The sequence below is a fragment of the Neobacillus canaveralius genome, assembly GCF_047237705.1.
GTDB classification, from domain to species: Bacteria; Bacillota; Bacilli; order Bacillales; family Cytobacillaceae; genus Neobacillus; species Neobacillus niacini_K.
Map to the genome: position 1 here is coordinate 1,725,314 of NZ_JBDFLL010000001.1, position 18,881 is coordinate 1,744,194.

General features: G+C 34.9%; 21 protein-coding genes. 20 read left to right on the forward strand and 1 reads right to left on the reverse strand.

Annotated features, from left to right (window positions below; translation table 11 throughout):
* Positions 1–4 precede the first annotated feature (4 nt).
* From ABC255_RS08560 to ABC255_RS08610, 11 genes are all read left to right on the forward strand, one after another.
* A complete protein-coding gene (locus ABC255_RS08560; protein ID WP_412998514.1) occupies positions 5–223 on the forward strand; it encodes an exodeoxyribonuclease VII small subunit in 219 nt (72 codons plus the stop codon).
* Between the two features lie 3 nt (positions 224–226).
* Positions 227–1,120, forward strand: a complete 894-nt coding sequence (locus tag ABC255_RS08565; RefSeq protein ID WP_335530313.1) for a polyprenyl synthetase family protein — start codon at positions 227–229, stop codon at positions 1,118–1,120.
* Positions 1,121–1,268: 148 nt separating this feature from the next.
* Entirely contained in the window at positions 1,269–3,161 is a 1,893-nt protein-coding gene (gene dxs, locus ABC255_RS08570; protein ID WP_412998515.1) for a 1-deoxy-D-xylulose-5-phosphate synthase, read from the forward strand.
* A 2-nt stretch (positions 3,162–3,163) separates the two neighbouring features.
* Entirely contained in the window at positions 3,164–4,003 is an 840-nt protein-coding gene (locus tag ABC255_RS08575) for a TlyA family RNA methyltransferase (RefSeq protein WP_412992752.1), read from the forward strand.
* A 337-nt stretch (positions 4,004–4,340) separates the two neighbouring features.
* The gene (gene ahrC, locus ABC255_RS08580; protein ID WP_335530307.1) at positions 4,341–4,790 is read left to right on the forward strand and encodes a transcriptional regulator AhrC/ArgR; all 450 of its coding nucleotides are present in this window, start codon (positions 4,341–4,343) and stop codon (positions 4,788–4,790) included.
* 15 nt (positions 4,791–4,805) lie between these two features.
* Positions 4,806–6,506 carry a DNA repair protein RecN gene (gene recN, locus ABC255_RS08585; protein WP_412992755.1) on the forward strand — a complete coding sequence of 567 codons (1,701 nt, stop codon included), beginning with the start codon at positions 4,806–4,808 and terminating at the stop codon, positions 6,504–6,506.
* 100 nt (positions 6,507–6,606) lie between these two features.
* A complete protein-coding gene (gene spoIVB, locus ABC255_RS08590) occupies positions 6,607–7,905 on the forward strand; it encodes a SpoIVB peptidase (protein ID WP_412992757.1) in 1,299 nt (432 codons plus the stop codon).
* Between the two features lie 433 nt (positions 7,906–8,338).
* The gene (gene spo0A, locus ABC255_RS08595; RefSeq protein ID WP_335530301.1) at positions 8,339–9,130 is read left to right on the forward strand and encodes a sporulation transcription factor Spo0A; all 792 of its coding nucleotides are present in this window, start codon (positions 8,339–8,341) and stop codon (positions 9,128–9,130) included.
* Between the two features lie 183 nt (positions 9,131–9,313).
* Positions 9,314–10,303 carry a tyrosine-type recombinase/integrase gene (locus ABC255_RS08600; protein ID WP_412992759.1) on the forward strand — a complete coding sequence of 330 codons (990 nt, stop codon included), beginning with the start codon at positions 9,314–9,316 and terminating at the stop codon, positions 10,301–10,303.
* 20 nt (positions 10,304–10,323) lie between these two features.
* The gene (locus tag ABC255_RS08605; RefSeq protein ID WP_412992760.1) at positions 10,324–10,632 is read left to right on the forward strand and encodes a hypothetical protein; all 309 of its coding nucleotides are present in this window, start codon (positions 10,324–10,326) and stop codon (positions 10,630–10,632) included.
* 209 nt (positions 10,633–10,841) lie between these two features.
* Positions 10,842–11,603 carry a helix-turn-helix domain-containing protein gene (locus ABC255_RS08610; protein ID WP_412992761.1) on the forward strand — a complete coding sequence of 254 codons (762 nt, stop codon included), beginning with the start codon at positions 10,842–10,844 and terminating at the stop codon, positions 11,601–11,603.
* 13 nt (positions 11,604–11,616) lie between these two features.
* Here ABC255_RS08610 and ABC255_RS08615 read toward each other — a convergent pair whose 3' ends face one another.
* Positions 11,617–11,907: a helix-turn-helix domain-containing protein gene (locus ABC255_RS08615; RefSeq protein WP_412992763.1), complete on the reverse strand. Its 291-nt coding sequence runs from the start codon at positions 11,905–11,907 to the stop codon at positions 11,617–11,619.
* A gap of 156 nt (positions 11,908–12,063) precedes the next feature.
* Here ABC255_RS08615 and ABC255_RS08620 point away from each other — a divergent pair, with 156 nt between their 5' ends.
* The 9 genes from ABC255_RS08620 (at position 12,064) to ABC255_RS08660 (ending at position 18,781) form a co-directional block, all read left to right on the forward strand.
* A complete protein-coding gene (locus ABC255_RS08620; RefSeq protein ID WP_412992765.1) occupies positions 12,064–12,303 on the forward strand; it encodes a hypothetical protein in 240 nt (79 codons plus the stop codon).
* A 61-nt stretch (positions 12,304–12,364) separates the two neighbouring features.
* Positions 12,365–12,634, forward strand: coding sequence for a hypothetical protein (locus ABC255_RS08625; RefSeq protein WP_412992766.1), 270 nt, complete (start codon positions 12,365–12,367; stop codon positions 12,632–12,634).
* A gap of 13 nt (positions 12,635–12,647) precedes the next feature.
* Positions 12,648–12,968 (forward strand): hypothetical protein, encoded by a 321-nt coding sequence (locus ABC255_RS08630; RefSeq protein ID WP_412992768.1) that lies wholly within the window; start codon positions 12,648–12,650, stop codon positions 12,966–12,968.
* A 103-nt stretch (positions 12,969–13,071) separates the two neighbouring features.
* Positions 13,072–13,332: a hypothetical protein gene (locus ABC255_RS08635; RefSeq protein WP_412992770.1), complete on the forward strand. Its 261-nt coding sequence runs from the start codon at positions 13,072–13,074 to the stop codon at positions 13,330–13,332.
* A 1-nt stretch (position 13,333) separates the two neighbouring features.
* On the forward strand, positions 13,334–13,531 hold the full coding sequence (locus ABC255_RS08640; protein ID WP_412992772.1) for a hypothetical protein: 198 nt from the start codon (positions 13,334–13,336) through the stop codon (positions 13,529–13,531).
* A gap of 624 nt (positions 13,532–14,155) precedes the next feature.
* Positions 14,156–14,335: a helix-turn-helix domain-containing protein gene (locus ABC255_RS08645; protein WP_412992774.1), complete on the forward strand. Its 180-nt coding sequence runs from the start codon at positions 14,156–14,158 to the stop codon at positions 14,333–14,335.
* A gap of 12 nt (positions 14,336–14,347) precedes the next feature.
* Positions 14,348–14,575: a hypothetical protein gene (locus tag ABC255_RS08650; protein WP_412992776.1), complete on the forward strand. Its 228-nt coding sequence runs from the start codon at positions 14,348–14,350 to the stop codon at positions 14,573–14,575.
* A 14-nt stretch (positions 14,576–14,589) separates the two neighbouring features.
* The gene (locus ABC255_RS08655) at positions 14,590–15,642 is read left to right on the forward strand and encodes a hypothetical protein (RefSeq protein WP_412992778.1); all 1,053 of its coding nucleotides are present in this window, start codon (positions 14,590–14,592) and stop codon (positions 15,640–15,642) included.
* Positions 15,643–16,000: 358 nt separating this feature from the next.
* Positions 16,001–18,781 carry an RNA dependent RNA polymerase gene (locus ABC255_RS08660; protein WP_412992779.1) on the forward strand — a complete coding sequence of 927 codons (2,781 nt, stop codon included), beginning with the start codon at positions 16,001–16,003 and terminating at the stop codon, positions 18,779–18,781.
* Positions 18,782–18,881: the final 100 nt, after the last annotated feature.

Consider the following 18,881-nt stretch of genomic DNA (forward strand, 5'->3'; position numbering starts at 1 on the left):
ACAAATGATTTCCTTTGAGGAAGCAATGAATAAGCTGGAACAAATTGTGGATAAGCTTGAAGAAGGGGATGTCCCACTCGAAGCGGCCATTGCCTTTTATAAAGAGGGTATGGAGCTGTCAAAGCTTTGTCATGATAAGCTGAAAAATGTTGAAGAACAATTAACACAGATTATTACGGAGGACGGACGTAAACAAAACTTTACGATTGAAGAGGAGGATTAGGCTTTGACTACTAAAGTTCTAGATGCTTTTACACAAGAACATAAACAACTGCTTGAATCAGAGCTTCGAACCTTGGTGGAAAAGCTGAATGCACCTCCTATTATTAAAGAAGCGATGCATTATTCTCTTGAAGCAGGTGGAAAAAGAATCCGTCCCTTACTGGTATTTGCTACGCTTGCTGCTTTTGAAAAAGATCCAAAAATCGGTCTAATGGCAGCCGCCGCAATTGAAATGATTCATACTTATTCCTTAATCCATGATGATTTGCCGAGTATGGACAATGATGATCTAAGAAGAGGGAAGCCCACGAATCATAAAGTATTTGGAGATGCCATCGCCATTTTAGCCGGAGATGCATTATTGACCTACAGCTTTCAGGTAATTGGGCAAACTCCTAACGAATTTGCGTCTAGTGAAACCAAACTTCAATTGGTATTGGAAATGGCCCAAGCTGCTGGGAGTGAAGGAATGGTGGGTGGTCAGGTGGCGGATATGGAAGGAGAGGGAAAAACTCTTACCATTGAAGAGCTTGAGTATATCCACATCCATAAAACAGGGAAGCTATTAAAATTCAGCGTTATAGCAGGAGCTTTGTTAGGTGGAGCAAATCAAACTCAAATAGAAAACCTATCTGCATTTGCCCATCATCTAGGACTTGCTTTTCAAATACAAGACGACATTCTCGACTTAGAAGGAAATCAAGAGATACTAGGTAAACCTGTTGGAAGTGATTCCACTAACGAGAAAAGCACTTATCCACAGTTATTGTCCATGGAGGGTGCGAAGAAAGCTTTAAGGCAGCAATTGGACCTTTCTAAACAACACTTAGAAAAGACAGGACTTAACATACATTTACTCAAAGAAATCGCTGATCTTATAGCAACAAGAGACCACTAAATAACAGGTATTTGAACAACAGCGTAATTGTGTTATAATTGTTGTCAATGTAAAGAACGTTGTCAATGCCGTTACCACTTTTTTGTGTTAGCGGCTATTTTTTACTAGATGAACGGAAAGAAAAAGTATGAAAGTGAGTGGTCCAAACATGGATCTGTTATCAATAAAAGACCCTTCCTTTTTAAAAGGAATGTCAAATCAAGAATTGGAGGTATTAAGTCAAGAGATACGCCAATTTTTGATTGAAAAGCTGTCTGTTACTGGAGGCCATATTGGACCGAACTTAGGTGTTGTTGAATTAACGATTGCCTTACATAAATGTTTCGACAGCCCCAATGATAAATTTATTTGGGATGTAGGACATCAGTCCTATGTTCATAAAATTCTTACAGGCAGAGCTTGTGAATTTGATACATTGCGTCAATTTAAAGGACTGTGCGGCTTCCCAAAAAGAATTGAAAGCGAGCATGATGTTTGGGAAACAGGGCATAGCTCAACATCCCTTTCAGCAGCAATGGGGATGGTAATAGCTAGAGACCTAAAAAAAGAGAATTCCTTTGTTGTACCTATCATTGGTGATGGGGCATTAACAGGGGGAATGGCATTAGAAGCTTTAAACCATATCGGCCATGAAAAAAAGAACATGATTGTGATTTTGAATGACAATGAAATGTCCATTGCACCAAATGTTGGTGCTCTTCATAATATTCTTGGTCAATTACGCACTGCTGGTAAATATCAGTGGGTCAAAGATGAATTAGAATTGTTCTTGAAAAAAGTACCGGCTGTTGGAGGGAAACTGGCAGCAACTGCGGAACGTGTAAAAGACAGTCTAAAATATTTATTTGTATCTGGCATGTTTTTTGAAGAATTGGGTTTCACTTACTTAGGTCCAGTTGATGGACATGATTATGAAGCTTTATTTGAAAATTTTAGATATGCTAAAAAAACGGAAGGACCTGTCCTTCTTCATGTTATCACGAAGAAAGGGAAAGGTTTTCATCCTGCTGAAAGTGATACAAAAGGTACTTGGCATGGTACAGGACCTTATAAAATGGATACAGGTGCATTTGTCAAACCGGATAAGGCACCGCCAGCCTGGAGCAGCCTAGTAAGTGAAACAGTTCGCAAGCTGGCTCGTGAAGATGATCGTATTGTGGCGATAACGCCTGCCATGCCAGTTGGGTCAAAGCTTGAGGGCTTTGCAAGTGAGTTTCCGGAGAGAATGTATGATGTTGGAATTGCAGAACAGCATGCAGCAACAGTTGCTGCTGGATTGGCAACTCAAAATATGAAACCCTTTTTAGCGATATATTCAACCTTTCTGCAACGAGCTTATGACCAGGTTGTTCATGATATATGCCGTCAAAATTTAAATGTTTTTATTGGAATCGATCGAGCCGGATTAGTAGGTGCAGATGGTGAAACTCATCAAGGTGTATTTGATATTGCTTTTTTAAGACATGTCCCTAATATTGTTTTAATGATGCCTAAGGATGAAAACGAAGGCCAGCACATGGTTTATACTGCGATGACTTACGATGATGGTCCTATTGCGATGAGATTTCCAAGAGGTAATGGTTTGGGTGTACCAATGGATGAAACATTAAAGAGCATTCCAATTGGTACTTGGGAGGTTCTGAAGGATGGCGAGGATGCGGCAATCTTAACTTTCGGTACAACAATACCGATGGCTCTAGAAGCGGCAGAAACGCTTGAGAAACAAGGGATCTCGGTAAAAGTAGTAAACGCGCGTTTCATCAAACCTTTAGATGAAAAGATGCTTAATGAGTTACTCTCAAATAATATCCCAATCCTAACCATTGAGGAAGCGGTGCTGCAGGGCGGCTTTGGAAGCTTTGTTCTTGAGTATGCGCATGAAAAAGGATATTACCAACAAGCAATTGACCGAATGGGGATACCTGACCAATTTATCGAACATGGTGATGTAGAATCACTTCTAGAAGAGATTGGAATGACTACTTCAGAGGTTGTAAAAAGAATGACCATACTCGCACGAAAAAAACAACAAAGGGCATAACCATGAAGAATAAAGAACGATTAGATGTTTTATTAGTTGAAAGAGGATTAGCAGAAACCAGAGAAAAAGCAAAACGATCTATCATGGCGGGACTTGTTTATACGAACGAAGAACGGTTAGATAAGCCTGGCGAGAAAGTAAAAGTAGATATCCCTCTTATGATAAAGGGAAATGTTCTTCCTTACGTCAGTCGGGGTGGTCTTAAACTGGAAAAGGCATTAAAGATATTTGATGTCACAGTTAAAGATAAGATTATGCTCGATATTGGTGCCTCAACGGGTGGATTTACCGACTGTGCCCTACAGAATGGAGCAAAAATGTCCTATGCCTTAGATGTCGGCTATAATCAACTTGCTTGGAAGCTGCGTCAGGATGAACGAGTAGTGGTAATGGAAAGAACCAACTTTCGATATGTAACACCTGCAGATTTAGCAGGTGAAATGCCTAATTTTGCAACAATAGATGTTTCTTTTATCTCATTAAAATTAATATTACCTGTATTAAAAACCCTGCTTGTACCTGGCAGTGATATTGTGGCACTTGTTAAGCCGCAATTTGAAGCTGGTCGTGAGCAGGTTGGAAAAAAAGGTATTGTACGTGATGAAAAAGTTCATTTGCAGGTTGTTAATAAAATTGTAGATTTTGCACTAGAACAAGGATATAATGCGGTTAATTTATCCTTTTCTCCGATTACCGGTGGAGATGGAAATATTGAGTTTCTCCTTCACCTTAAATGGATGGGGGAACAGGAAGCCGGTCAAAATCAATTGCCTGCACAGCCCGCGCAAATTGTAAAAGACGCTCATCAGGAATTTAAATCTAAACAAGATGTGGAAGGATAAGCCTATGCTTTTCCTTCCTTTTTGATTTGGACCTTTTTCCATAGGTTGTGTTAAAGCAAATTGTTGATTTTGCACCCTGTTGATTGGAACGGAAGGCACGAAGACTCCTGCGGGAGTACGGGGCTGGGGAGACCCCGCAGGCGCATAAGCGCCGAGGAGGCTCCCCGGCACGCCCGCGGAAAGCGAAGTGCCTGGAGTGGAAATCAACAGGTAATATTAACACAGCCTTTCTCAAAATATTAATTGTACATCCTTAGCAAAATGGGCTAACATATGGGTATAAGCGACATTTTTGTACAAGATACGTAAATGTTTTAATAATTACGGGGTGAATGGATTGAATAAGGGTCAACGTCATATAAAAATTAGAGAAATTATTACTGCAAATGATATTGAAACACAAGATGAACTTGTTGATGAATTAAAAAGTGCAGGGTTTAATGTGACACAAGCAACAGTTTCTCGAGACATTAAAGAACTGCATCTGGTTAAAGTTCCGTTGTCAGATGGGAGATACAAATATAGCCTTCCTGCCGATCAGCGATTTAATCCATTGCAAAAATTAAAAAGGTCATTAATGGATGCCTTTGTCCGCATAGATTCCGCAGGTCATTTATTGGTAATGAAATGTCTGCCAGGTAATGCTATGGCAATTGGTGCTCTATTAGATAACCTAGATTGGGAAGAGGTACTAGGAACCATCTGTGGTGACGATACGATTTTAATCATTTGTCGTACTCCAGAAGAGACAGAGACAATTACTAACCGGTTTCTTGACATGCTTTAAAAGGGGGAATATACCTTGTTATCAGAATTATCGATTAAGAACTTTGCTATCATAGAGGCCCTTACCATTTCTTTTGACAAAGGGCTGACCGTTTTAACTGGAGAAACAGGTGCAGGAAAATCCATTATTATTGACGCTATCCATCTGCTCGTAGGCGGCAGAGGTTCCGCTGAGTTTGTCAGACATGGAGAGGAAAAAGCAGAAATTGAAGGTCTTTTCCAAATTGATGAACACCATCCATGTCATTCAAAGGCTTTTGAGTTTGGAATCGAAATTGAAGAAGGAATGGTTGTTTTAAGAAGAGACATCTCACGTTCAGGCAAAAGTGTCTGTAGAATCAATGGAAAGCTAGTTACCATATCGACTCTTCGTGAAGTAGGATCAACTCTAGTGGATATACATAGTCAGCACGAACACCAAGATTTAATGGATGAGAGCAGGCACTTACTATTGCTCGACCAATTTGGGTTTGAAGAAATTTCTCCTTCACAGGCTGAATACCAAGAAGTTTTTCACCGCTATGAACAAACGTCCCAGAAGCTTAAATCATTAAGTGAAAATGAGCAAAAAACAGCACATCGGCTTGATCTAATACAATTTCAGTTTGATGAGATTCAAAATGCAAAATTAAAGCTTAATGAAGATGAACAACTTTTTGAAGAAAAAAGAAAACTTGCGAATTTTGAGCGTGTATTCGAAGCGATTCAATCCAGTTATAATGCTCTTACGGGAGAACAAAAGGGGCTAGATTGGATTAGTATGGTAATGGGGCAGCTTGAAGACGCTGCTTCATTGGATTCCTCTTATAAAGAAATATATGAATCCGTCATGAACAGCTTTTATCAATTAGAAGATGCTTCCCGCGCATTAAGAAATGAACTTGACGGATTAGAATATGACCCGCAGCGTTTAAATGAGATTGAAGAAAGATTAAATGAAATTAATCAATTGAAGCGGAAGTATGGAAAGACCATTGAAGAAATTTTAGAATATGCCGCTAAAATAGAAGAAGAAATCGAAACATTGCAAAATAAAGAGACACATATAGGTCAATTAGAGAAGCAATTAACATCCATTAAAAAGGACTTAATTCTTGAGGCTGAGCAGTTAACCGAACTCCGGAAACACTGGGCTGAAAAGCTGACTAACTTAATACATAATGAGTTAAAAGAGCTTTACATGGCAAAAACCGTGTTCGAAATTCGGTTTGAATCGATATTACCTCATTTTTCAAAAAACGGAGTCGATCACGTGGAGTTTTATATTTCCACCAATCCTGGTGAACCATTAAAGCCATTATCAAAGATTGCCTCCGGCGGGGAGCTATCAAGAATCATGCTGGCACTTAAAAGTATTTTTTCAAAACACCAAGGTGTTACCTCGATTATTTTTGACGAGGTGGATACAGGAGTCAGCGGCAGAGTGGCTCAGTCGATTGCTGAAAAAATATATAATGTAGCTGTTGATTCGCAAGTTTTATGTATTTCACACTTACCACAAGTAGCAGCAATGGCAGATACTCATCTATTTATTTCTAAGGTTACTGAAGGTGGAAGGACCAAAACTTCTGTTAGTCCACTTAGTATCGAAGAGAAAATAAAGGAAATTGGCCGCATGATTTCAGGTGTTGAAATTACTGATTTAACTAAAAAGCATGCCGAAGAATTGTTGTTTTTAGCTTCAGAAAATAAAAAAATTGAAAAGCTTCCCAATTAGGGGAGCTTTTTTATGTTGTATCAGGTTATAAATGGCGCTGATGCAGGCAAAATTATATATGTAGCCATTTCGATATAGTTGTGAAGCAGAAGCGAGGAGAGTGAAGATTTTGAAGTTAGAAATAATTAGAAAGATCATTGGTGGAATTCTCCTTGTTTCATTAATCAGCGTTCTATTTTTTCAGCCATTTCAGCAATACCTTGATATACCAAAGACCATTACAGTCTTTGAAGGACAAGATTATACTTTCCAAAAGGCTGTACCGGTATCAGCCTCATTAGTATCTCACAATCCAAATATCACACTTGAACAAGATCAAAACAATGTTTCCCTAACAGCCAGTGTAGACGGCAAAGATGAAATGTTACTTGAATTTGCAGGAATTCCGGTAAAAAAGGTCGATGTAAATGTCTTAAAGGATTTCAGAGTTCAGCCAGGAGGACAGTCCATTGGTGTTAAATTAAACACGGTTGGCGTATTGGTCGTAGGTCACCATTTAGTTAATACCGAGGATGGAAAAAAATCGCCTGGTGAAATTGCAGGAATAAAAATTGGTGATATCATTACTGAAATCAATGGAAACAAAATTGAAAAAATGACAGACGTAGCTCCATTTGTACAAAATGCAGGACAAAGCGGGCAAGCGTTAGATATGGTAATTAGCAGGGAAAGTGGTAAGTTCACAACGAAACTTACTCCGCTTAAAGATAAGGGAGAAAACTCCTATAAGCTTGGATTATATATTCGTGATTCAGCAGCAGGTATTGGAACAATGACTTTTGTTCATCCGCAAACTAAAAAATATGGTGCTTTAGGGCATGTAATATCTGATATGGATACAAAAAAACCAATTGTTGTTGAAGATGGTCAAATTGTACGTTCAACTGTTACCTCCATTGAAAAAGGAAGTAATGGTGATCCTGGTGAAAAACTTGCACGTTTCTCTTCGGATCGTGAAATTGTCGGAAACATCACAAAAAATAGTCCCTTTGGAATATTTGGGGTGTTAAATAAAGATTTAAAGAACGGAATTATGGATAAGCCATTGCCTATTGGCCTTTCTCACCAAGTAAAAGAGGGTCCGGCAAAAATCTTAACGGTTGTAAATGATGACAAGGTTGAAGAATTTGAAATTGAAATTGTCAGCACTATCCCGCAGAAATTTCCAGCAACGAAAGGCATGGTATTAAAAGTTACCGACCCAAGGCTACTAGAAAAAACTGGAGGGATCGTTCAAGGTATGAGCGGAAGTCCTATTATCCAGGATGGTAAGCTCATTGGTGCTGTAACACATGTCTTTGTCAATGATCCAACCTCTGGTTACGGAGTACACATTGAATGGATGTTAAATGAAGCAGGAATTAACATATATGAGAAACCACAGGAAAAAGCAAGTTAAAAAGAAAAGCGAAAGCGCCTTGTCCAGGGAAAAAAGCAGTTCATCTTTTCCTAGGGGCGACAGGCATAAGGCGAGCTGGCGAGAAGGTTGTTCTTTAACCTTTTCGCCGGATTGACTTATGACCCCGAGCCCCTAGGCGCTACAGCTAGACAATAATAAGAGTAAAAACAAAAATAGGCGATTTAGCCTATTTTGTTTTACATAAAGATTATTCGACAAAAGAATGGAATAATAAGGAATATATGCGAAATTAGTCGAAATTTAAAGAAAAACAAAGAAAAGATAAGATTTTATCACCATTTTAAGAAATATTAAAAAAACTAGAGGAATTTTAGTTGCATTGTCGAATTTCTAATTTAGAATAGAATTAAGACTATAAAAAGATAAATGATAAATAGAGATATGACCATTTGGATTTGAGGAGGAAATAAAGGTGAAAAAGATTAAAGTTTGTGTCGTTGACGACAATAGGGAATTAGTGGGGTTATTAGAGGACTATATTTCGTCTCAAGATGATATGGAGATTGTAGGTATTGCCCATAATGGTCAGGATTGTTTAGATCTACTTGAATCAACGGATACGGATGTCCTCGTTTTAGATATTATTATGCCTCATCTTGATGGATTAGCCGTTCTAGAGCGCTTAAGAGAGCTGAAAAAAGGTGCTATTCCAAACGTTATTATGTTGACAGCATTTGGTCAAGAAGACGTTACTAAGAAGGCTGTAGAGCTTGGAGCGTCCTATTTTATTTTAAAGCCATTTGATATGGAGAACTTAGGAAATCACATCCGTCAGGTGAGTGGTAAAAGCAGCCAGGTAAGCCGCAAGGTTCCTACTGGAAATTACCGGTCACATACTGAACACAAACCAAGGAATCTTGATGCCAGCATTACAAGCATTATTCACGAAATTGGTGTTCCTGCGCATATTAAGGGATATTTATACTTACGTGAGGCCATTTCGATGGTATACAATGACATTGAATTACTGGGATCTATTACGAAGGTATTATACCCTGATATTGCAAAGAAATATAATACAACGGCCAGCCGTGTGGAACGAGCTATCCGTCATGCTATCGAGGTTGCATGGAGCCGTGGGAATATTGATTCCATTTCCTCTTTATTCGGGTACACCGTAAGCATGTCCAAGGCTAAACCGACAAATTCAGAGTTTATCGCTATGGTTGCGGATAAATTACGTTTAGAGCATAAGGCTAGCTGAGAGCGTTAGAACCGTTGATATGACTGAGTTTTAACCTAATTACTAATTATTGGAATGCTGACACAAGTGACCAATAAATAGGTTTTAGCAACGTACTAATATTTAAAATTAAACCAATTAATAATGAACACTTTCAGTTTATTGGATTTGTAAAAAATCTGATGAATTGGGGGTGTTTTTTGTTTGACGGAAATCGAAATACAAATGGACTCGTTTATGTTGTACTGTGATTCGAAGCACTTATCGAAGAAAACATTATCTAGTTATGAGCAGACTTTAAAATTATTTGCAATGTACCTAAAAGACGAATTTAAAATAACTGATCCTACAAAAGTAAAAACTGCTCATATCCGTCATTACATCAAATATTTACGTGAAAGAGGGAAGTATACTGTTGTTGTAAAGGAAAAATCAAAACAAATTAATCATCCTGATCATAGACACGACTTCAATAAGCAATTATCCGATACAACTATTGCTAATTATTTACGAAATATCAAAGTGTTTTTTAATTTTCTTCATTCAGAGAGGGAAATTAAAATTAATCCAGTTGAAAACATTGAGAATATAAAGCCGAATAGGAAGAAAAAAGCACTATTAAGTCCTGAGGAGTTAAAAAAGGTTTTAGATACTTTTGATTTAACTATTTTCCATTCCTATCGTACGTGGCTACAAACAAGACTGATATTAGACACAGGCATCAGAGCTGGTGAATGCTGTGATTTACGTCCAGAAGTAATTGATTTTAAAAATAAGTCAATCTTGATTGAAAATCCTAAAAATAATCAACAAAGATACGTGTACTTTGGATTTAAAATGTCTAATGATTTAAAAAGATGGATGCAGTATAGGGATAGATATTCAGATAGTCCATATCTCTTCCCAACAATTAGAGGGACTAAATTAGACGTTCGAAACTTTGAGAGGTCATTAAAACAGGCAGGAAATAAAGTAGGAGTTAATATACATCCTCATTTACTAAGGAATAACTTCGCAAAGTATTATTTGCTTGGTGATAATAACGGATATGGAGGGGGAGACTTTGCTACTCTCAGTCGTATCCTTGGACACAGTTCTGTAGATGTAACTATGAAAGCGTACTTAGATTTCACAGATCAAGAAGTGGGAAGGAAATACCAAAAACATTCTCCATTAAGTAATTTGGATTTGTAATGGAAAGGAAGGGTTAAGTAATGAAAGAAGTTATTATTCGTTTGGATTATGCAAATGGGTACGATGAAGCAAAGGGAATTCTGGTTGATGGAAGACATATCTTATTTTTATTTAATATTAGTGTTTTACTGGCAGTGGATGTAAAAAAAGAAGATAACTATTATTGGTCTGACAAAGCAAACATTATACTCGGTAAATCAAAAAATAATACACTGGAATTCCTAAAAGAGATGGAATCAAAATTGAAGACAACTACATTATTTGATTTTTTTACTAAAGATAAAAACATTACATTTTTAGATTATGATTTTGAATTAACTGAGAAGTAATATGTAAACAAAATTGTAAACAAAAATAAAAATAGACCAGTTAGCTGCGAACTAACTGATCCGTTTTGCATATCACTAAGGACATGCACCATAATCATCTAAAAATAGTATAACTAATCTGCAAAAAAATATCAACTATGCAGGTTTATTTAACTATGGAAAAATGGTCATGCTCCTTCACTAAAAATACAAAAGTGAGGGTTTTTTTTATGGCTAAAACACCAATAACCATAATTGCATGTGAAGAAACATATAAAAATTTATCTACTTTTAATGATATTGAAGAATTAAATAAAACTGTTCGCCAATATAAAGAAAACTTTGCTAACCAATTATCAACTAATGCAAAGAAAATTTTAGATCAATTGCATAGATATTCTGCTAAATATATCGGAGTATCATTCCGTACTAAGAACCATATAGCTGAGAGTCTTGAAATAAGCCGTAAGACGGTACAAAGAGCATGTAAGGTATTAGAAGACTTGGGAATCATTAAGCAGCTTGAAATGAAGCGAAAAAGCGATATGCGACAGACTTCAAATGCAATTATAATCATGCCAATTGTTGAGGATGTCCAACAAGATAACCCTGAAATTAAGGAAGAGTGTCCACCCAAAAAGACAAATTCTATTTCTCTAAAACAAAAGATTAATAAAGAACGTAGTAATGAACCGTTATCTGCAGATTTTGTATCAAATAAAGTCCCAAAAGAATTCACTCAATATGTTCAATACTTTTACAATGACGCTCAGGCTATCGAGAAGTTGTTTAGAGTGGTTTCAATCCAAACTAGATACTTTTACCACTATTCAGAGTATGACCGTGTATCGCTTGGATTAGAAGCTTTTAAACAGATGATAAGGAATATCAAATTAGGCAAAAAGATTAAGAATGTTTTCGGTTATTACTTTGGAATTATTAAAAACCTGTTGGATCAGGAGTATTTGGAGTTGTTAGAAGGAGAGCAGTAAAAAAGGACAGTTTCTATTGACCGTCCTTTGTAGTGTATTCAAAAACATCTGAAACAATATATGTCTTATTTTTCCCTTGTTCAGCTGCAATACGGTTTAAAGCTTCAAGTATTGATTCTAGAGTACTGAAATTAATTTGTTTTACCTTACCATTTACTAATTCATTTATTGTTACGGGTCTTGTTTTTGATTCTACAGCAAGTGCATTTCTTGTGATCCCTAGTTCATTTAAAGTTTTATCTAAGTTTATTACAAAGGTACATTCAATAAGTGGTTTTATATCTCTTTTCTTAGTTGTAGTCATTTGGTAATCTCTCCTCTCATCTACATTATAAAAAATTTATCTTAATAAGTAAAACTTTTTTGGTTAAATATGTTGACTTTGGTATTTGATGGGTTTATATTTAACTTAACAAGTAATACTTAGTAAGTTAATAAAAGTTTGAGAGGGGATTACATAATGAAAACTGAAAAAATGATGAATTTGCAATTATCGGCTGATCTGTTTGGATTTACGGAAATGTCAAAGCAGGAAATTCTTTCAATGATTATCAACAATGTAAAATGTCAAATGGTATTCACTAAGCCAACAGGAGAAGAAGTTAAGGTTGATGTTTTCGGTGAAATTACAGTGGATAACATCAGTTTACAGGATGAAGATGGAATTGAAATTCTATCAGAAACAGAATTTAACCTTTAATTTTTGGAAAAGGGGACTTTGTTCCCCTGACCCATCTTAATATTCTAGGAGGATAAGCAAAATGTTTAATTCTAAGACAGATAGCAGCCATCAAAACTACAACGATGGGCTAACTAATACAAAAAAATTAATTTTGATGAGTGAGTTCATCTTGGATATGTCTTTAGAAGACGAATATGCTCAGTACTTACAAAACCTTTTAGATAAAAAAGAATGGTTTGATTTTCAACAAGAAATTAAAGAAACAATCTGTGAATATGGAATTACCCTAGACGAAATTGAAGCCAATATATCTAGCCTAATCAAAGTAAAACCTATGTCATTTTGTTAAAGGGGAATGTTTAATGAATCAGTTAGTAGACTTGCAGTTTGCTTATAAGGTGAGTAAAAGTAAACCAATTACTCTAGGCATTGAAAACTTTTTAAATGAGTGTGTTCGTGAAAATAAAGAAGAAGTAATTAAGGCTATTTCAAGATTGACAGAGTATCAGCCGGATTTCATTATTGAAACTTTTGCATTTGAGATTTTATCAGGAATGTTTGCTCAAAAAACACAGAAGGAATTGCTGGATATTATCAAAGGTGGATCACTATTCAAAATCAAGGATAAATTGATAACTGCTTTTTATAATGATACAGATATTCAAGCAACAATAAGGGGGTAAGTAGATATGGTTGAATTTTTAGCAATATTATGCGTTGTATTTTTCTTCTTCGGTTACGGACTTGCATTTATTTCCGGTAATCACTAAAAAGGGAGGGTTAATTATGGATCATGCAATTGATTCGGTAAACGTGTTCTTTGAAATTTCTATAGATTATCTTTATGACGAATGGATAACTGGTGAATACCAAAAGTTGTCAGATTGCCCATCATATTCCGAATGTTCTACTTATCGGAAAGCAATTAACGTAATGCAAAAGTTTTATTATGGGGATTCCTATGAACCTGTTTCATTGAAAGATTGTATTGAGGGACATATTTGGGTAACCAGAAATATTCATGTTGATTGGAAAAGGGGGAAGTAGGATGAAAAGGTTAAATGTTGACATTACTGAAGAGGAATATGTCCTTCTTAAAGAAAAAGCAGAAAATGAGGGAGTGACTATTGCCTTCTTACTCGGTTGTTTTATCGCTGATCTAACTCGGAGTGAGAATTCAGGAGGTAGTGATGAGAGGGAATATGCCAATAACTGGTTGCATAGGGCTTCATTAAAGTATCGCTAACTGCTACTATTTTGTGGCGGTTTTTCCTTTTTATAAAATAATTTTCAGTTTTCCCAAATTAGACATTTGCTAATCGACTTTTTCTCGCTAAAATATAGCATAGACAACAAAAATAAAAATATTTCAACTATTTTAACAAAACCTATTGACGATAGTTTCATAGTTTGATATATTTAAGAGTGAACTATATCTATAAACACAAATAAGACAATCCTTTTATAGGTTTTGTCTACTTTTTACACGCACTATACAGTTTTAGTTGCTCTTTGACAATCTATATATCTACAACTCTTATAACAAATTATAAACGATTATTCTTATATTGCAAGTCTTTTTTATACAAAATCGAAAATAAATTAACTTACTTGAAAGGGGTGATTATCTTCAATTAAAAGACTGATTTTATTCGAAGGAAAATGAGGAACCAATTTACCTAACTAAACAGCCTCTATCCCAACGGGTTGTAAGGCTGAACGTGTTTATAGATAACGCTCTATATAGGGAAAGGGAAGATTAGTAGTTTTATATTTTTTAGTTATAAAAATAATCTAATCCCATAAGTAAGAATTATTGTATTCATTTAATTTTTTAATTATAAAAATAACTTGAAAGGGGCTGATACAGATGAATGAAACAGAAAAGGATTTCTTTTTGTTAATGCGTAAAAAGAAAAAGATTAGGCAGTACGAAATCGCAGATTATATTGGTGTTTCTCAAGCGTGGGTTTCGTATTTTGAAACAAATACAAAGGAAATGGCATCACATTATGTTGAAAAGTACAAAAAATATATCTTAGAAAAATAGGAGGAAAACGGAATGGATGAATTTTTAAACATACTTAACAAATACAATGATGAACTCGGAGAAATTTTAGCATTCCCATATTCGCAAGAGGATTTTACACAGGATATAGATCATTTACTTAATAAAATGGCATTAGATTATTTATCCATATATAAATCTGAAGATTTTGAGGAAGTTTACAATTTCTTTTGGTCAAAGATTAAAGAGTACATTGACGAGACATTTCGTATCTACAATTAATTAGGAGGGAAAATGTGAAAATAGAAAACTTATACGCTGGACAAGTCTTTAAAAATTATAAGGCTTTATGTGCAGAATTAGAGATGGAAATAAAAAGCAATACAAATAGTAAGAATTCTCAATATAAGGAATTAGAAAGATATTGTAGTTATGTCAAAGATGGACACAAAATCACTGTAAAAGAAGTGTATGAAACCCCAAAAGAAAAAGTGGATGGCAGAGGTAAAAGTGAAGGATGTCGTAGGAGTATATATGGCAATGCCGCACAGTTATTAATTACTGATATATTGGCTCAAAGCAATGGTTATATAACCATAAGTAAAAATAAACTAATGGTAAGCATCGGCATGACAAATGTAAATTATGGAGAATGTAGTCAACAGGTTAAGAAATTGGAAAAGTTAGTCGATATTGACAAAAGTTTTATTTATGAATTTTACAACATTAATAACAGCAACTTTTCAAACATTATTCAGTCTGCATTGGAAAATTTACAAGATAAAAGTATTATCATGTATAACAATATAATTAAGGTTCGGGAACAGGGTAGGTTTAACACAAGGAAAGCAACCAAATGGGAAGTGTATCAAATTTTGGAGTGTGAAAGAGAAACGCTTGAGGAACTTGGATTTGAGGAAAAATCAAAAATAAGAGTGTCGAATAAGTGGATGGAGTTTAAAAAAGAAGTCCAAAACAAATTAAATAAACGAACTGAAATTCACCACTACTTTCCTGCTTATGAAATAACTGTGAACGAGAAATACATAGAACAAGAAAGAAACAAACTAGCTGATTTACTACTTGAACAAGTAGTTAAAGATGAAACTCTAAATCAGTTAAACTCAACCATAATTGATCATTTTATAAATAATTCACAATTAAGAAAAGAACAATGGTTTACTGCTGGGAACAAGTCAAAATCTGAATTACGTAATAATAGTAAGTACATAGAAAACATGAAGGAGTTAGCAACCTTACTCATTGATAGGTCAGCTAAAAGCATACTAAATGAATTAAGAAGTACCAAAGAAGAAGATGATCTTATATTTGAAGATTTGTTTGGATAAAAAACGCTCATTTTCAGATACCTATTATATAAACCATATTCATGTATTTGAAAATGAGCGATTTTTCTTATGTACATACTTAACCTATTTTACTTATACACAGTTTATCAAATTTTAATAGAAAAGTAAATACATAAATTTATATTGAGGAACAATTTATTGTGACGAATAACCGAACAAATTCAACGGTTTTTGGAATTTGTGATGGTTGCCTTAACAATATTCTACCACTAATTAATTGGAAAGAACAACCGTGGGGAGGGTCAAGTAAAACCACCTTGACCTTTGACTTCCCCACACGAAGTCGAATTAAATCTTAATCAAAATTTAAATTACATATCTTAGGAGGAAATAATAAATGACAACTCAATTACAAAACAGAGTATTAGTTTTATCAGTTAGTACAGATGCATTCTTTAATGAAAATGAAGGTGTAATTGCTAAAAGGTTGATGGATATTAGACTTGAAAAAGGTGAATTAAAAAATTCAAGTAAATTCGATAATGAAATTATGATTAAGCAGCTAAACGAAATGGAACAAAAGTTAAATAGTGAATTGAAAACTTTGTTTGAAAGTGGAGAAAATAATAATATCGTCCGTGAATTGAACAAGGAATCTATATTCACCAACAAAAATATTAAGGATAAGAGTGGGACTATAATTAGCACGAAAGAAGTACATAAATCTAGTCAAGTTGTAGCTCTATTTGAGAGTAGTTTGACTAGGGCATTAAATCTAAAAATCAATGAAGTAAATGATGAGATTGTTATTGTGAAAGTTTATCATTATCGTGTACTCAAAGATTTGATTGATAATGGATTCACCTACATGAATGAGGAGTATAAGTTTTTCTCCAGTAGCAGTGGCCAGATGAAAAACAAAAAATGTGTATTCATCAAGAAATCAGCATTAGAAAAGGAAAGTGTAAATGAAAAAGGTGATACATATACAGTTGAAGATACATTAATGTGTGGATTGAGTTGGGATAGAATTAATAATACTGTTTTTAAGAAAGGTGACAAAGAGGAATCAGGAGTTAATATCAATAAGTATCTCGCATATCTTAGCCTCCAAAACTCAGCAACTACCAAATGGGAAGGCTTTAATATTGATAAAGTTGTGATATGTCCTGACTTAGAAATGGATGTTACTGGAATGGTCGAATTTATTGACCGAGATACATATACCATCAATAAACCTGAAACAATGTCATTGCAGATGAATGTTAGTGATGGAGTGGGAATGATCCTTCCAGGATTAAGTGATAAAGCATTCCAATTTAGGGTAAATTTTGGGAAAGGTTTACTCGTACCATTCGATTTCAAGGATTTCAGTATAAATGAAGCAAAGAATACGAAGATAGTCGATGTGTGGGGAACTACTCACGATATTATAAAAGATGATGTTCAAATTATCCTGTCAGCTAGTCAATTAAAAACTTGGAAATACTACAGCAGTATGGACGAATACAGAACATTTTTCAAGGATTACAATTGTGAAGCTGGAAAATGTAATGAGGAAGTAGAGACAAGAGATATTCACCTCAATTACCAGTACATCCAAAGTTTAACCAACATGTCAAAGGATTCATTAGTCAAAATTGCTGAAATGACTAATTGTGATATAGAATCCATCGGCAATGACAAAGATGTCATGTTACGTTCGTTGGGAGCAACGGTTGAAAATGATAAAAAGAATCACCTCCAACAAGCTTTGTTTATGTATAACAATTTACTCAATGATCCTCATGTTAAAGAAATGATTAAAGGTAAAAAAACATCAATGGTTAATGATGCAAAGGCAGGAAAATTGAGGGTAGAAGGCAAAAGGATGTTTATCATTCCTGACCTTTTCGGATATTGCGAATTCCTTTTCAAAGGGGATAAGAAGCCTAAAGGATTATTAGGGGATGGTAAAGTATTTGCTAAGAATTTACGCTATGGTATGGTCGATATTATGCGTTCTCCGGCTTTATCGAGGGAACACGGGATAGCGAAGAATATTAAGAATGATGAGTTAAAGAAATGGTTTGTTACTGGTGGTTTGTATATTTCAAATCATTCCTTTCTTCCTCGATTAATCCAGTGTGATTTTGACGGGGATCAAGTTAATGTATGTACTGAAAAAAATCTTATCGAAGTAAGTACAGAAGCAATGAAGAATATTTATCCTTTATACTATGAGATGTCTGCAGCACCAATTCAACCAATTGATGAGAATTCTATCTATGATAGTTTGATTAAGGCTTTTGGTGGTCAAATAGGTTCGATAAGTAATTCGATAACTAAAATATGGAATTCTGCTGGTGAGTTTACCGATGATAAGCTTCAAGTCATAAAGTTACTTACTATGTACAATAATTTCATGATTGACTATAGTAAGACTAATTTTCTACCAAAACCACCAACAAATATTAAAGCAGAAATAAGAAAACACACCAAAGGAGATACACCTTACTTTTTCCAATTTGCTAAGGATAAGGAAAAGGTGGCTGATAAGGTAGTAAAGGAAATCGAAAAGTATGTTAATGAGGATGGCGAAATATTTGAGAAAGTAGTCCATGAACATACTCCAGTTGTAAATATGCTTGAAGATATTATCAATGACACAAGGATTCACTTTAGAACAGTTGCAGATAAGATGGATTACAAAATGTTGATGAGTGTTAATAAGATTAAATCTAAAGGTGATAGTGTCGATGAAGCAATCAAAAAGACATACGATAAAATTAACAAAAATAAAAAGTGGATGATTGACAAAGAGTCGGTTGAATACAAGGATGACAAGTATATTTATATTGCGAAAGTGATTAAGGATGAAATCATGGAAACTGTTCATGAAATTGATTCTAAAGTTACAGAGGGATATGTTGTTAATGTGCTAGTGGAGTATCTGTACAAGGTTAAAAAGGCAGCTAACAAGAAAACATTGTGGGATAGTTTCGGGGATGTTCTTGTAACAAATTTAAAGTTTAACTTACATAATTTAAAGGATTGTCAATGTTGTGGTAATGAATTTGTGGCTAATACATATAAAGAGAAATATTGCTCTGATGAATGTAAGGAAACGATGAAAAATGAGAGTAAAAGGGAATGGGATAAGAAACAAAAGGAAAATGAGAACCTAGTAGCTTGCTAGAAATGTAGATATACCAAGGTTTGAAGGGTTTTCGGATAATGTACTATATAGGGAAGAAGAGAAAACTAATGACACGATCAAGGGTTAGTATCTTCTTTCC